We start from the raw sequence: 15428 nt of genomic DNA, 5'->3' as shown, positions 1-15428 counted from the left end.
TTATGTTAGATACACATGCAAGGAAATATGTTAATCCATTTATAGAAAAAGGAGCGGATTTTTTTATTAAGCTAAAATTAAGTGCGGATAGTGTAACTATATTAGCTTTGTTACTTGGAATATTTTCATCAATATTATTATATTTTGACCAAAATATAATCGCAGTTTTAATTCTTTGGTTATCAGGATATTTAGATGCTGTTGATGGAGCAATAGCAAGAAAAACTAACTCATCATCTAGCTTTGGTACAGTACTTGATATAACCAGTGATAGAATAGTTGAAATAGGAATAATAATTGTAACAGGAATAAAATTTGTAGATGTAAGGTTTAACTTAATAATTCTTTTGAGTTGTATTTTATTATCTATGGTAATATTTTTGACCGTAGGAGCAGTAAGTGAGAAAAATGGAATAAAGTCATTTTATTATCAAGCAGGAGTTGCTGAGAGAAGTGAAGGATTCATAATGTTTTCAATAATGATGTTAAGTAGCACTTACTTAGGAATAGTTATTAATATATTTGCATTTATTATACTTATAACAGCACTACAAAGAATGATTGAAGCAAGCAAGATTTTAAAATAGACACCATTGAGATAAAAAAGTTTGAATTTAAATATATTATGGTATATAATACTTAGGTAAACTTAATAAGACAGTTCGGAAGCCTCCTGTCTGTAAATAAAACTACGGTAAAAAAGCATTTAAATAATGTATAATTTTTTTGTGCAAAAAACCGTAGATGAAAACTACGGTTTTATTTTGTTTAAATGTATAGCTTTTAAAGTGAATTGTATCTTACTATAAGGACATAATTAAATATATAACTTTAAAAGATAATAAATAAATTTTCCTAGTTAGAAAGGCTACAAAATAATCAATATTAGGAGAAAAATATGAGAGAAAAAACTAAAAAAATGGTAAGATTAGCTGTTGTTGCAGCTTTGTATGCATCACTAACAATAGCATTAGGTGCGATAAGTTATGGACCGATACAATTTAGAATTGCAGAAGTAATGAACCTACTTCCTTTAATAGGTGGTGAATATATAATTGCTTTAACAATAGGTTGTTTTCTTGCTAACTTATTTGGAGGCCTAGGAGTTCCAGATATGGTATTTGGAACACTTGCGACACTTATAAGTGCATATTTAGTATACTTTACAGGAAAGAAAATGAAAGATAAGCCTGGATATATATTAATAGCGTCATTGTGGCCAACAATAGTAAATGCTATAATAATAGGAGGAGTTGTACTATATGGATTCTTTGGATTACCATTAATTCTTTCTATATTACAAGTAGGATTTGGTCAATTCGTAGTAATAACTATAATAGGCGTTCCTTTATTCAAAGTATTTAATAATAAATATTTAAAATTGCTAAAAAATATATCTTAATATTTTATGTAATTAGTAAGGAGTAAAAATGAACGAAATCGAAAAAATAGAAAGTGCTAAAATGATAGGTATAGGTGAAGATGGTATAAAAACATTAGATTCTATATCAGATAAAATAGTACATAATATGGATTTAGAAAAGATAACTGTTAATCAAGATGTTGATAAGGACTATGTTAGAGAACTATTAGATGGAGTAGATGTATTATTTTTGACACATAATAGTGAAGATAAAAAGTCATTACAAATAGTTAATGCTATAGGTTATATGGCAGATGAAAGAAGAGTGCTAAGTGTTGGACTAGACTCTGCTAAAAAAGAAAATAAAGATGATGTGAATTTAAATAGAGAGTTTAAAATAAATGATGAAAATACAGATACATTATTAAATGTTATGAACATGTTATTAGATTCTATATCAGACTCTTGTATGATAAATATAGATTTAAGTGATCTCAAAGAAACTTTATGTTCGGAAAAAGGTATAAAATATTCTTGTGGAGAATTTGATAAGAGTGTAAATAATGATGGAATAGTTAATGTTCTATTAGAAAATACTATAGAATCAGGTGAAGAGTTTGTTGGTAAGAAACAAGTAATACTTGTAGAAATGGACTCTAACTATTGCGAAGAAGAAAAAATGTTAATAATACTAAACGACTTGTTAATGAAAATACAAGATAGTAATAAAGAATCTTATGAAACGATATTCTCATTATATATAAGAGAAAAGTCTCAAGAAAAAATAAAAATAGGATTAGTTTGTAACTAATATAAAAAACCCTAGAAAAATGATATAATTTTTTTAGGGTTTTTTTATTACCTTTTTATAATAGATTGAGTATTTAACTTTACTTTAGTATCATTGAGTTAAAATAAAAATATAAAACTAAAAATTAGAATGAACATAGTCAATAAATTATAATAAAAAAGAGTGAAAAATATGAATAATGATGTAGCAAAAATTTTCAATATAAAAAAGAAAGATATTATAACTGTAATAGGTGCAGGAGGTAAAACATCTTTTATAAATTATATATCTAAAGAGTTAAGATATGAATGTTCTATATTATTAACAACAACAACTAAAATTTACATGCCAAATAAAGATTTATATGATAGAATCTATTTTTTACAAAATGTAAATAATAGTGATATTTATAAAAATAAAAATGGAGTTACAGTAATCGGAAAATATATAAATAATGAAAATAAAATTATCGGGCTTGACTTTAATGAATTGAAAGCCTTAGAGCAAACATTTGATTTACTACTTATTGAAGGGGATGGATCTAAAAGAAAAAAGCTTAAGGGCTGGAATGAAAATGAGCCAGTAGTCTATAATAAAACTACTAAGACTATTGGAATCTTAGATATAACCTCATACAAGATGGAAATAAGTGATGAAAATATACATAGATTAAAAAAATTAAAAAATTTAATAGATAGTAAAAACATAAATGATAAATACATCAATTTAGATATGTTATATAAAATAATTTTAAACAAAAATGGATTGTTTAAAAATGCTATTGGAGATAAAATATTATTTATAAACAAAGTTGAAAATAAATACTATGAAGATTTAAGTATCCAACTGGCAAAAAAAATAACAAAACAAAATAAAGATATAAAAATATATTATGGAAGTACAAAATTAGAAGTATTTAAACTTTTTAAAGACTATTAATCTAATATCATATAAAGGAGAAACTATTGATAAACAATAAAATAACAGCCATTATAATGGCATCCGGTTTATCTACTAGAATGGGTGCTAATAAGTTATTATTAAATTACAAGAATGAACCTATAATACAATATGTATTTGAAGCAGTTAAAAATTGCTTATTTTATGAGGTAATTGTCATAAGTCAATATAATGAAATAAAAAAGATTAGCAAAAACTATGAATTTAAATATGTGCATAATGAAAAACCTTATATAGGTCAGAGTGAATCTATAAAGCTAGGAATTTTAAATAGCAAGCCTTGTGACGGATACATGTTTTTTGTTGGAGATCAGCCCTTAGTAGACGAAATATACATAAAGAATATGATTTCTGCTTTCTATAAAAATCTAGATTATATAATAATTCCTAAATGTAAAAATAAAACTGGAAATCCTGTCATATTTCCTTTTTCTAAAAAAGAAGAATTATTAAAATTAAAAAATGATGAAAAGGGTAAAAAAATAATAAATAAAACTTCTAATATAAAGTATATAGAAGTTCCAGAAAGTATGTTATTTGATATAGACACGAAAGAAGACTACAAAAAATTAGAGGTGTAAAATGAAGAAAATAAAGACAGTAGATGCTATCGGACATATATTATGTCATGACATTACAAAAATAGTACCAGGAAAATTTAAAGGTAGAGCTTTTAAAAAGGGGCATGTAGTAAAAGAAGAAGATATAGAAGTTTTATTATCTATGGGAAAAGACAACTTATATGTATGGGAAAAAATTGATGGCCTTGTTCATGAAAATGATGCAGCAGTTGTTTTAAAGGACTTAACAGCCGGAAAAAATTTAGAATTTAGTGAAATTAAAGAAGGTAAGATAGACTTCATAGCAAATACATATGGGTTATTAAAAGTAGATGTTGACACATTATTAAAATTAAATTTAATAGATGATATAGTGTTATCTACGTTACATAATAATTTTGTAGTTAAGAAAGGACTAAAAGTTGCAGGCACAAGAGTCATACCTTTACTTATTGATGCAAAAAAATTAATAGAAGCTAAAGAAGTTGTAAAAGCTAAAAAAATAGTAGATGTAATTAAATTTAAACCAAAGAAAGTAGCAATAGTAACAACTGGGAATGAGATCTATCATAAAAGAATAGTAGATAAATTTGGACCAGTTATAAAAGAAAAAGTTGAAAAATTTGGATGCCAAGTTATAGGGCAAGCAATATGTTCTGATGATAAATACATGATAAAAAATGCTATAAATGATTTTATAAATCAAGGCGCAGAACTTATATGTTGTACAGGTGGAATGAGCGTTGATCCAGATGATGTTACTCCAACTGCTATAAAGGAAAGTGGAGCAGAAATAGTTACATATGGAGCACCAATACTTCCAGGTGCTATGTTTTTACTTGCATATAATAAAGATATACCAATAATGGGTATACCTGGGTGTGCAATGTACAACAAAACAACAGTATTTGATGTCATATTACCTAGGGTATTAATAGACGAGAAATTAACAAAAGTAGATATAGTAAAATATGGGCATGGTGGACTTTGTATGAGTTGTGAAGTATGTACTTATCCATCTTGTAATTTTGCTAAAATATAAATTAAAAACATATAAAAATAGAACGAAAACTTTACATAATAAAAAATAGATAGAACTTATTATAAACAATAATTAACAAAAAAATAACAATTATTATATAGATAAGAAACTTTAAAAATAGTTATACAAAAGGCTTAGAAATAACTGTTTACTTAGTTGACTAAAATAAATATTTGTTATATTATAAATAATGTTGTATAATAGAAAATTAATTTAGATACGAAGAAAGGAAAATACACGAATGTTACAAGTTACAAATGTTGGACTTAGATTTGGTGATAAAGAGTTATTCAAAGATGTTAACTTAAAATTCACTAAAGGTAATTGTTACGGGATAATAGGAGCTAATGGTGCAGGAAAATCTACTTTCCTTAAAATATTAGCTGGTGATATAGAAGCAAATACAGGAAGTATTTCAATAACAGAAAAGGAAAGAATGTCAGTTCTTAGACAGGATCACTTCAAATATGAAGAAAATACTGTATTGGATGTAGTTATAATGGGTCATGAAAGACTTTATGCTATAATGAAAGAAAAAGACGCATTATACATGAAAGAAGATTTCTCAGAAGAAGATGGTATAAAAGCTGCTGAACTTGAAGGTGAGTTTGCTGAACTTGACGGATGGGATGCAGAAACTAATGCAGAAAGATTATTAATGGGTCTTGGAATACCTAAAGAATTACATTATAAACAAATGAAAGAATTAGTTGGTGGAGAAAAGGTAAAAGTGTTATTAGCTCAAGCACTATTTGGTAAGCCTGAAATACTAATAATGGATGAACCTACAAACCACTTAGACTTCCAATCTATAAACTGGTTAAATGAGTTTATAATGGGTCTAGAAGATTCTATCGTAATAGTTGTATCGCATGATAGACATTTCTTAAATCAAATATGTACAAACATAGTTGATGTTGACTTTGGTAAGATACAAATGTATGTAGGTAACTACGATTTCTGGTATGAATCAAGTCAATTAGCTTTACAATTAGCTAAAGATCAAAATAAAAAAGCTGAAGAAAAAATAGCTCAATTAAAAGAGTTCATCGCAAGATTCAGTTCAAATGCATCTAAAGCAAAGCAAGCTACATCTAGAAAGAAACAATTAGACAAGATAGAACTAGATGAAATACAACCATCAAGAAGAAGATATCCATATGTTGGATTTACTCCTGAAAGAGAAATCGGTAATGAAGTTTTAGAAGTTGAAGGATTAACTAAAACTGTAGATGGCGTTAAAGTTTTAGATAATGTATCTTTCAGATTAGATAAAGAAGATAAAGTAGCATTTATGGGTGATGAAATAGCTATAACTACTTTATTCAACATAATAATGGGAGAAGATACAGCAGATGAAGGTACTTTCAAATGGGGAGTAACTACATCTCAATCATATCTTCCTAAAAATCATAACCAATACTTCGATGGAATAGAATATTCATTAGTTGACTGGTTAAGACAATACTCAGAAGAAAAGAGTGAAAGTTTTATAAGAGGATTCCTAGGTAGAATGTTATTCTCTGGAGAAGAAGCTTTAAAGCAATCTCAAGTTTTATCTGGGGGAGAAAAAGTTAGATGTATGTTATCTAAGTTAATGTTATCAAATGCTAACGTATTAGTTTTAGATGACCCAACTAACCACTTAGACTTAGAATCAATAACTTCTGTAAATAAAGGTTTAGAAAAGTTCCCAGGAGTATTAATATTTAACTCTCATGACCACGAGATGATACAAACTCTTGCAAATAGAATAATAGAAATAACTCCAAATGGATTAATGGATAGAAAAACTACTCTTGATGAGTACTTAGAAAATAAGGATATACAAAAACAATTAAAAGAAATGTATGGAAATACAAAGTAATTTAATAAGATAATTATTTAAAAGCACTTAATGTGTATTAGATAGTATTAAAAGTTATATGTTAACTTTTAAAAATGCTATCTAACACAGGAGGTGCTTTTTTTAATGCAATTAAAAGATGCTATTGAGGAATTTTTACTTGAATTAGACATAAGAGGTGCAAGTAAAGAAACCATAAGAAGTTATAGGAACTCTCTTAAAACATTCAGTAAATATATGTGTGATAGTACAAAATTAGATAACATTAAAGCTATTCATATTAAGGAGTTTGCAAAGTTCAATAAGGATAGAGGATTAAAGATGAAAAGTCAAAATGGATATATTTCTTCAATTAGAGCCTTATACACATATTTAGTGGATGAAGAAATTGTATCTAAGAATTTAGGTTTTGCAGTTAAGTTAGTCAATGCAAATGATAAGAAAGAAGATAGAAGAAAAAGAAAATAATTCTAGTAAAAAGGTTGAAGAGCATAACAATGTAGAAAAGAAAAAAGAGATTGAAGATATTTTAAATCATTACTTTAATGAACTTACAACCAAAATAATTGGAGAACCATTTGCGATAGTATTAAACAACAATGAAGATGGGTTTCCTATAAAGATAATTGGTATGAATGGTAAGCCAGGAACAGGGATAAAGAAAGCAATGATTACTTGCTTTGATTTAGCACATATAGATTTGATTATTGAGAAAAACTATCATATGCCAAGATTTGAGATACACGATAAGTTAGAGAATATTGACTTAAAAGAGTTAAGGAATATCGTGGAGCAAACACGTAACTTTAAGGGACAGTATGTATTCCCAATACTTAAGGATAGAATTAGTGAATTGGGAATAAAGCCAGAGGAAATAGTATTAAGACTTTCAAATGAAGAAAAGTTCTTTTTAATATAAAAGTAGCATTTACAAAAGGGTATGTAAAATAGCATACTCTTTTTTTGTTTAAAATATTAAAATTTAAAGTCTTAAAATAAATTTAAAAACTGTTGAACAGTCTGTTACACCTGTGAAATAAAAATGTATAATATAAATGTAAGACAAGATAAAAGCTAGAAAAATAGAAGTTGAGAGGTATAAAAATGAACGATAATAAATCAAATAGAACGGTAGAAAAGATAAAAAAACTTATAGATGTGGGTTTAACTAAAACTAAGATAGCTAGAAGGTTAGGAGTAAGTGATACAACAATAAGTTATGCTTATAAATACGGTAAACAAATATCTAGTGTATATGAAGAAGAATTAGATTATATGATACAAGAGATTATAGATATATTGGAAGCGTAATATAGAATATTTTTATAAAATAAAGTATCAGAAAATTCAAATAAATAAGAAAGGGTAGATGTAGTATGCAACAATTAATAAGTAGTAAAGACATAAAAATAATTGAGGTTAATGAAGTACAAGTGGTTTCTTCAAGAGAGATTGCTAGTAACTTTAGAAAAGAGCATTCAAAAGTAATAAGAAGTATTGAAGAGATTATAGAGCAAATGGATACATCAAGCCAAAATTGGCGACATCTTTTTATAGAGAGTTTATATGAAGATAGTTATAAAAGAGAGCAAAAAGAGTATCTTATAACAAAGAGTGGATTTAGTTTATTGGCTATGGGGTTCACAGGAAAGAAAGCATTGCAATGGAAACTAAAATATATAGATACTTTCAATAAAATGGAACAAATAATAAAAGATAACTTGCAACAACAAATAGAAGTAAATGAACCTCTAGTAATATTTGCAAGAGCAGTAATGAAATCTAGTGATACAACAGATATGAATACATTTGCTAAATTGTTAAATAGTAAGGATTTAAAGATAAATGGAAAAGAAATTGGTCAAAAGAAATTATTTGCATTTTTAAGGGATAATGGGATATTAATGAAAAATAATCAACCTTATCAAATTTATGTTAATAGAAAATATTTCAAATATAATAAGGTAGAAACACCTAAAGGGTTTGTAAATCAAACAGTTTTACTTGGTAAAGGTGAAGTAGCTATAACAAAGTTAATAAAGAAAAAAATGGATGAATATGAATTAAATAATATGACTGACAGATTAGCATAAGTATATATTTAAATATTAATTGATAATGATAACTGTATGAAAATAAGGTGTAGAAAATATGTCTACACCTAAATATTAAAAAATTAAAATGTGGAGGAAGAGTTAAAATGATAAATAGAATTATTTATAGTAATAAAGTGTATTACAAAGTTAAAGATTTAGTAGAGATGTATGATAATAAGTTTAGCTTATATAAGATAAAGAAGGTTATGAAGGAGCAAGGCATAGCTACAACAAAACTAAAAGGCTATGGTAATGCTTTATTTATAGAAGAAACTAATATAGCGATGATAGAGATAGATGGGGCTATAACAGTTATGGAAACTAAATTTAAAGATAGAAAGCAAGAATTAAAAAGTGAAATTAGTAGGATGTCATTGTTTAATTGTATGTTTACAGGTAAACTACCTAAGAAAACAGATGAAGAACTATTTAAAGAAGTAATGACAAAAACAGATGAAACAATGGAAAAAGATATAGATATAAAGATGGATAATGATGATTTTGAAAATGAGTGTATAGAATTTAATTCAGAAATAAAGGGTCATCAAGAATGTAAAATTGGGTTTAGTTATTTAATAAAAAATGAAAATGAAAAAATAGAAAAAAAGGTAATATCCTTACTTGTAAATAGTGATGATGAAGTAATTGCAGATGGTAGTTCAATATCATATTATAAAGAAGAAAATAGAATAGTTAGCGAATATTTAGAAGAAAGCATTATTCCAACTATTGGAGAGCCTAAAGTAAGGGCAAAGAAAGATATTATAGAATTCATATTAAACTTTATCAATAATAGCGAGTATGAAAGTGAACACTACGAAGATTATATAGAATTTAAGTGTCAAGAAATAGGTATGAGTATAAAATCATATGATGTTGTAGGTATATTAAGAGGAGATATTAAAATCATTAATGTATTTGGTGATAATTCAGAAGACATTATAGATGGAGTTATTGATGTAGAATATGTTGATATAGAGGATTATACTAAGGAATATGAATTTAAAGAATTTGTGAATAAAGTTACTAATGATGCAATAGAACAATGTAATAAAGTAGTGTCTAATATGTTTAATAAAGAAGAAAATTATATTGATGTTAAGTATACAGAAGTAGAAGAACAAGAAATAATGCGACAAGGATTAGAGATAGCAGAAAATATATTAGGTGAAGATGTAGTAGAAGTAATTAATAATTTAGATGAAGAAGAAACAGAAGTTGAGTATAAAAATATATATGAAAAGATAAAAGCAAGAGCCGAAAGAAATAAACGAAAATTTAGAGAAGAACAAGAACGTAGAAGTTTTGATATACCCTTAGATTTAAGGAATATATATGTAGAAGATGACGATATAGGATAATAAGTGAGTATTAGTAGTAGTTAAAGGTAAGTTTATTTAGGTAGATTTATCTTTAATTATTACTAAAAAACTCTATAAAAAGTGTCAAAAAAACTATTAAAAATGATTAAAAAATGATGAAAATATATCATAAAAAGTAGTTGTTTTGGTGTATTTATAGATAGTTTTAGGGCTTAATGTAGGTGTATAATAACATAGAAATAAAATAGAATAAAGTAAGGTAAAAGGCTAGGATGTAGTGATTGCAACGGTTATACCCCCCACGCCCTAAAATTCTAAAAGTTCGAAGGGGTGGCAGGAGGGGGGAAGCCTAAATTTACACAAAATGCCCTAAATGAGATTTTTTTTCGCCACGTCCACATAAAAGGTGAAAAAACACAAAAAAAATGAACAAAAAGTTTAGTATACAACTAAGCTATTAATAGTATATATGATAGGCGAAACAGTTGCAATAGCTTACTAGGATTAAATATCAGAATATTTAAAAAATACATTTAGAAACTGTTACATCTGATTAAAAAATATGCATAATACAGCTGTAAGGTTAATCAAGCTTTATAAATCAAAACTAAAATAATTGTAAGAAATTATAAATAAATTTAAAAAATTAAAAAAGAAAGGGTATAGGCACGATGCTTATACAAAGGTGATATTATGCAGTTACAAAATGAAATGGTACAAGATACTAGAGAAGTTTCTTATGAAGAACTATCTAAGTATGACAGAATGGTTCAAAGTGAGTTAATGAAAGACCCAAAGACAGGAAAGACATTAAAGTTATCAAAACTATTCAATGGCAATGAGGTAGAGGTAACATATGAAGAATTATCTAAATATGATATGTTGGCTCAAAGTGGATTAATGAAAACGGTAGAAGGTAAATACATATCTATACCTCAAATAATACTTACATTAGCAACAAGTGGTGGAGGGGATGGTAGTGGTTCGGTACATTGGAACAACATCTTAGGTAAGCCAAGTACATTTACACCATCAGCTCACGAACACAATGACAAAGCAAATATATTAGAAAGTGCAACAAAGCCAGTTGGATACAAAGGTTTTTGGTGTAAGAAAGAGGTATAGGATATGTATTTAAAACATTTAGATATTAATAAAGTTAGAGTTGAAGGTATAACTTGTGAGTCCATAGTTCAGACACAAAATAGTGGTGTTCCTATGATAATGATAGATTTATATAGTAACCCTAACTTTGTAGTAACTAAAATATATGGATTAGATAATTTGTATATGAGTGACGAACTTAATTATCAAAGTATTAGTGCGATTATAGTGGGGGAAGATGAAACTTCTATTTATATATTAACAGAAGGAACTCTAACTCTTCAAAAGATGGACAAAGATAAATTAGCCAATATGGTTACATTGCAAGAAGTAACTAGACCAAAATCATTTGACCGTACAATTTATCTTAAAGATGTAGAAGGAACTAATAAATATAAAATTGTAGTTGAGGCAGGATATGGATATGAGAATAATGGAAGTGTCGGAGAAAGAGTTGTTGAATACACTTTATTGCTAGATAAGTCTTGTAAGAAATTTGGGTTTATTTGGGTAAATCAAGATTTAGTATATTATAAAAACTTAAAACAAATATATTCTTCTTATAAAGAATATGAAGTAGGTATGAAGATAGACACATCTTTAGATAAAGAACCTTTATACTATTGTGATGGTACTAAGGATAGATTGATACTTACAGAGGATATGATAGTAAGAGGTAATACAAACTTCACAGAAGAACTTACATACAATGATAAAAGAATATTATGTGAAGGTAATTTAGGGTAGGGCTTAGGCTCTACCTTTTATTTTTTTGCCTATTTTTATGTCATTATAACTTTGGTGCAAATGAAAGAACTTATGTAAACTTATAGACATCTAATGTTAATGGTTTAATTGCCTTCTTTATACATATATACTATAATTAGTAATATAGTTAGGAGGCGATTCTTATGGAATATAGGATATTTTTATCGTTAGAGGAGTATTGTGAAATAGATGGCGTGCTAAATATTAATCCAAAGATAGTAAAAGACAACGAAGATGAAGAAGATTATGAGTACGAACGTGAAGATATTGGTGAAATAGACGCATATATATTACCAAAGACTGACGGAACTTATGAGAATGTATTTGAAAATGTAAATGCTATATCTGATGCTGCTATTGAATTATTAGATGTATTTAAAGATAAATCAGAAGCAGGAGATATAAAATTAGATGTATATAAAAATTTATTTAAAGAAGTTAATTGCTATATAGATAAAATTGAAATTATTGAAGACGAGCGACGTAAAGGATACGGAAGTAAAGCACTAGACGAACTATTTAAGATACTAAAAGGATTTGGAGTATCAGGCGTTTATTTAATAGCTAAATCAAAATTTATAGAAGGTGATGACTTAAATAGATTTTATGAAGAAAAAGGATTTAGTCTTGTACATAAGAATTATAACGATGGTAAATTAATAAATACATTTATGTTCAAATATTTAGATTAGGTTTAAAAAGAAGGTTGATTTCCTTCTTTTTTTTATGTCCAAAAGTACATAACTTTCCCATTCTAAATTCAAGGCATATATTAGTATTAAAACACAAATGGAACGGCTTAGATGGGCAACAGGATGGCTCAAAAAAACTTATTCAAATTGATAAAAATAGTACCTCAAAAAATGTTACATTTCGATTACTTCTCTGTATAATTCCAATAAAGGAGAAATAAGGTTATGTTCAATTTATATAGACATAAAGATTATAAAGATAAGTACGGATTATATTATGTATACATTCACGTATATAAAAATCAAGTTATATATGTAGGTAAAGGAAGTAGAGCAAGAGGTAGAGATTTTGCAAATAGAGATAGTAAATATAAAGAATACATAAATCAAATAGGCAAAAATAATGTAACTACATATATAATAGAAGAAAGTTTTGACGAAGAATTAATGATACAGTTGGAACAACTTGTCCACGAACTGATTTTGGATGAAGGATATGAATTATTTAGTAAGCCACAATTTGGGAAGTATGGATGCTTAAAAGGAAGGACTTTTTCAGAAGAAACAAAGTCTAAGTTATCTAAAGTAAGAACGGGTAAAAAGCATAACCAAGTAGCAAAAGATAAAATAGGGAATGCTCGTAGGGGGGCAACTTCTACATTAAGAAGAAATGTAGTCCAATTGGCATTAGATAGCACTTTCATAAATGAGTACGAAAATATAAGGGAATTAGATGAACTAGGATTTCATAATTCGGCAATAGTGATGTGTTGTAAGGGACAAAGAAATAAACACAAGGGATATAAATGGATGTATAAAGAGGATTATGCTTTAATTAATGCTAATGAAAAGGCACTATAAAATCTATATTAGATAATATAAGAAAATAATGCTTGAACCTGTCCAAATCTTATAGTATCATTATCTATATAAAATATAGAAATTATAGTGCTTTTAAATAATTAAAGCCTATTTTCGCTCTAAGTTAAGTATTGGACAGACTTATGTTATCAAATGCTAACGTATTAGTTTTAGATGACCCAACTAACCACTTAGACTTAGAATCAATAACTTCTGTAAATAAAGGTTTAGAAAAATTCCCAGGAGTATTAATATTTAACTCTCATGACCATGAGATGATACAAACTCTTGCAAATAGAATAATAGAAATAACTCCAAATGGAATAATGGATAGAAAAACTACTCTTGATGAGTACTTAGATAATAAGGATATACAAGCTCAATTAAAAGAAATGTACAAAGGTGCAAAGTAATTTAGTGAGATAAGTATAAAAAAGCACCTACTTAATATAGTAGGTGCTTTTTAAGTAACATATGAAGCTATTTTATATATAAAATTATTTTTAAATTTAAGATTATAGTAAATCATATACTTTAGAGTACTAAATTTGGAGGTTATTATGATTATAAATATTTCAGATAGTGCAAAGCAAGAATTTGACAAGATGTTGAAAGATTTTAGTCAAAATAAATGCATTCGTGTTTATTTAAAGGGTATTACTTGAAATGGAGCAGTTTTTTATGTAACTCTGGATGAGATTACAGATTGTGATAATGTTTATAAGGTTGATAATTATAATATAATTATCAATAAAAAGTTATCTTCAAAATTTAGTGTTGTAAATATCTATTACAATACTTTTAGTGTTAGCAATGATTTCAAGATTACAACTGATTTTGTGTGGAAAGATGAATATCATTACAGTGGTATTTTTTAAAAATGAATGTACTTATATCAATAGTTAAATTATAAAATAAAAATAAATACAGTAAATTTGAATATAAAATTAAGTATATAGTTAGTTAATTAATAAGTTTTAAAGTATATACAAGAAAGTATTTTTTTATTATAATAATATAAAACAATATTATTTAAAAGTAAAATGATTTTTTAAAATAAGAGTATCATTTTTATAGGTAATATTAATACATATTAATAAGTAGAAATTTTTATTAAGGAGATTAATTGGTAATGAAAAGAATAGACATTGCGAGTAAAACAATAACTCTTTTAACAGCTTTAAGTGTTGTATATGCTGCCTTAGAGTCTAACATATTGTTTATAGCCCCTATAGTAACTTTAGCTATACCATATACATTTATGAAAGAAAAAGGACTAGAACACTATGCTCAAAATAAGAGAATATTAAATAATTTATTCTTATTTAATATACTTAGTTTTATGATAGTATCAATGATATCTAACCATATGAATCAAACAGTATTTGATATAGTTGTAAATATGGTAGTGAGTTACGCGTATTTCAAAGTAATATGGGCAATAGAAAAGAAGCAAATAAAAGTATATAAAAATCCTGAATTATTATGTGAAAAGTTAGAAGATAAAATTCAAGTGTTAGAAGCTATGAAAGAAAAATTAGAAAATGATATGGAAAGCATAGACAATGAAAAGGCTAAAATATCTTTAGAGACTAAATTACTGGCGTTGAATCAGAAAATATTACAAGATAAAAGTCAGTTAGAAATAATTAAGATGAAAATAGAAACTCAAAAAAATGATATAAAATAATAAAAAGACTTTAGAAGTTAAATAACTTCTAAAGTCTTTTTATTATTACTTAAGATTATTTTTTATTATAGTATCTATAACAGTATCTAAAGTTAAATTTGATGTATTAATATTTTCTAACTCAACTATGTAATCTTCAAATTCGACCTCAACATAAGAGCTATGCTCGTTATTATCGTTTATATAATCTATAATTTTAAAATCGATTATTTCATCTTGGAAATATTCCTTTAATTCTTGATACTCCTCAGGATCAATATTTGATGCTTTAGATTTATTGCACTTGCAATTTGGGCATGACATACTAATCAACTCCTTGCTTTATATACTTATT

Annotated in this window: 18 protein-coding genes and 1 pseudogene; 18 read left to right on the top strand and 1 reads right to left on the bottom strand. The window is 26.6% G+C overall.

What is annotated here, in order from left to right; genetic code table 11:
- Nucleotides 1-2: 2 nt before the first annotated feature.
- The 18 genes and pseudogenes from NWE74_RS04290 to NWE74_RS04205 all read left to right on the top strand — a co-directional run bounded on the left by NWE74_RS04290 (nt 3) and on the right by NWE74_RS04205 (nt 15094).
- Nucleotides 3-587, top strand: a complete 585-nt coding sequence (locus tag NWE74_RS04290) for a CDP-alcohol phosphatidyltransferase family protein (protein WP_258241998.1) — start codon at nt 3-5, stop codon at nt 585-587.
- Nucleotides 588-898: 311 nt separating this feature from the next.
- A complete protein-coding gene (locus NWE74_RS04285) occupies nt 899-1402 on the top strand; it encodes a QueT transporter family protein (RefSeq protein WP_258241997.1) in 504 nt (167 codons plus the stop codon).
- Nucleotides 1403-1430: 28 nt separating this feature from the next.
- A complete protein-coding gene (locus NWE74_RS04280) occupies nt 1431-2174 on the top strand; it encodes a cell division protein (RefSeq protein WP_258241996.1) in 744 nt (247 codons plus the stop codon).
- 171 nt (nt 2175-2345) lie between these two features.
- Nucleotides 2346-3092, top strand: a complete 747-nt coding sequence (yqeC, locus tag NWE74_RS04275; RefSeq protein WP_258241995.1) for a selenium cofactor biosynthesis protein YqeC — start codon at nt 2346-2348, stop codon at nt 3090-3092.
- A gap of 26 nt (nt 3093-3118) precedes the next feature.
- Nucleotides 3119-3694 carry a molybdenum cofactor cytidylyltransferase gene (gene mocA, locus NWE74_RS04270; RefSeq protein ID WP_258241994.1) on the top strand — a complete coding sequence of 192 codons (576 nt, stop codon included), beginning with the start codon at nt 3119-3121 and terminating at the stop codon, nt 3692-3694.
- Nucleotide 3695: 1 nt separating this feature from the next.
- The gene (locus NWE74_RS04265; RefSeq protein WP_258241993.1) at nt 3696-4715 is read left to right on the top strand and encodes a molybdopterin-binding protein; all 1020 of its coding nucleotides are present in this window, start codon (nt 3696-3698) and stop codon (nt 4713-4715) included.
- A gap of 241 nt (nt 4716-4956) precedes the next feature.
- On the top strand, nt 4957-6582 hold the full coding sequence (locus tag NWE74_RS04260) for an ABC-F family ATP-binding cassette domain-containing protein (protein ID WP_258241992.1): 1626 nt from the start codon (nt 4957-4959) through the stop codon (nt 6580-6582).
- A gap of 105 nt (nt 6583-6687) precedes the next feature.
- Nucleotides 6688-7029, top strand: coding sequence for a site-specific integrase (locus tag NWE74_RS04255; RefSeq protein ID WP_258241991.1), 342 nt, complete (start codon nt 6688-6690; stop codon nt 7027-7029).
- Complete coding sequence (locus NWE74_RS04250; RefSeq protein WP_258241990.1) at nt 6995-7480, top strand: DUF2326 domain-containing protein; 486 nt, start codon at nt 6995-6997, stop codon at nt 7478-7480. Before NWE74_RS04255 ends, NWE74_RS04250 begins: the two co-directional genes overlap by 35 nt.
- A gap of 185 nt (nt 7481-7665) precedes the next feature.
- A complete protein-coding gene (locus NWE74_RS04245) occupies nt 7666-7872 on the top strand; it encodes a hypothetical protein (RefSeq protein ID WP_258241989.1) in 207 nt (68 codons plus the stop codon).
- 65 nt (nt 7873-7937) lie between these two features.
- Complete coding sequence (locus NWE74_RS04240) at nt 7938-8654, top strand: phage regulatory protein/antirepressor Ant (RefSeq protein ID WP_258241988.1); 717 nt, start codon at nt 7938-7940, stop codon at nt 8652-8654.
- 107 nt (nt 8655-8761) lie between these two features.
- Nucleotides 8762-10018, top strand: coding sequence for a hypothetical protein (locus NWE74_RS04235; RefSeq protein ID WP_258241987.1), 1257 nt, complete (start codon nt 8762-8764; stop codon nt 10016-10018).
- Between the two features lie 654 nt (nt 10019-10672).
- Nucleotides 10673-11104, top strand: coding sequence for a hypothetical protein (locus NWE74_RS04230; protein ID WP_258241986.1), 432 nt, complete (start codon nt 10673-10675; stop codon nt 11102-11104).
- A gap of 3 nt (nt 11105-11107) precedes the next feature.
- Nucleotides 11108-11830 carry a hypothetical protein gene (locus tag NWE74_RS04225; RefSeq protein ID WP_258241985.1) on the top strand — a complete coding sequence of 241 codons (723 nt, stop codon included), beginning with the start codon at nt 11108-11110 and terminating at the stop codon, nt 11828-11830.
- A gap of 164 nt (nt 11831-11994) precedes the next feature.
- Nucleotides 11995-12543 carry a GNAT family N-acetyltransferase gene (locus tag NWE74_RS04220; protein WP_258241984.1) on the top strand — a complete coding sequence of 183 codons (549 nt, stop codon included), beginning with the start codon at nt 11995-11997 and terminating at the stop codon, nt 12541-12543.
- Nucleotides 12544-12768: 225 nt separating this feature from the next.
- A complete protein-coding gene (locus tag NWE74_RS04215) occupies nt 12769-13404 on the top strand; it encodes an NUMOD3 domain-containing DNA-binding protein (protein WP_258241983.1) in 636 nt (211 codons plus the stop codon).
- Between the two features lie 128 nt (nt 13405-13532).
- Nucleotides 13533-13817, top strand: a pseudogene (locus NWE74_RS04210) (ABC transporter ATP-binding protein); the annotation flags it as partial.
- A 719-nt stretch (nt 13818-14536) separates the two neighbouring features.
- Nucleotides 14537-15094, top strand: coding sequence for a hypothetical protein (locus NWE74_RS04205; protein WP_258241982.1), 558 nt, complete (start codon nt 14537-14539; stop codon nt 15092-15094).
- A gap of 45 nt (nt 15095-15139) precedes the next feature.
- Here NWE74_RS04205 and NWE74_RS04200 read toward each other — a convergent pair whose 3' ends face one another.
- On the bottom strand, nt 15140-15397 hold the full coding sequence (locus NWE74_RS04200; RefSeq protein WP_092724843.1) for a hypothetical protein: 258 nt from the start codon (nt 15395-15397) through the stop codon (nt 15140-15142).
- Nucleotides 15398-15428 lie beyond the last annotated feature (31 nt).

Source organism: Romboutsia lituseburensis (genome assembly GCF_024723825.1).
In the GTDB taxonomy this organism is placed as follows: Bacteria; Bacillota; Clostridia; order Peptostreptococcales; family Peptostreptococcaceae; genus Romboutsia_F; species Romboutsia_F lituseburensis_A.
This window is presented reverse-complemented; position numbering and strand designations above follow the sequence as displayed.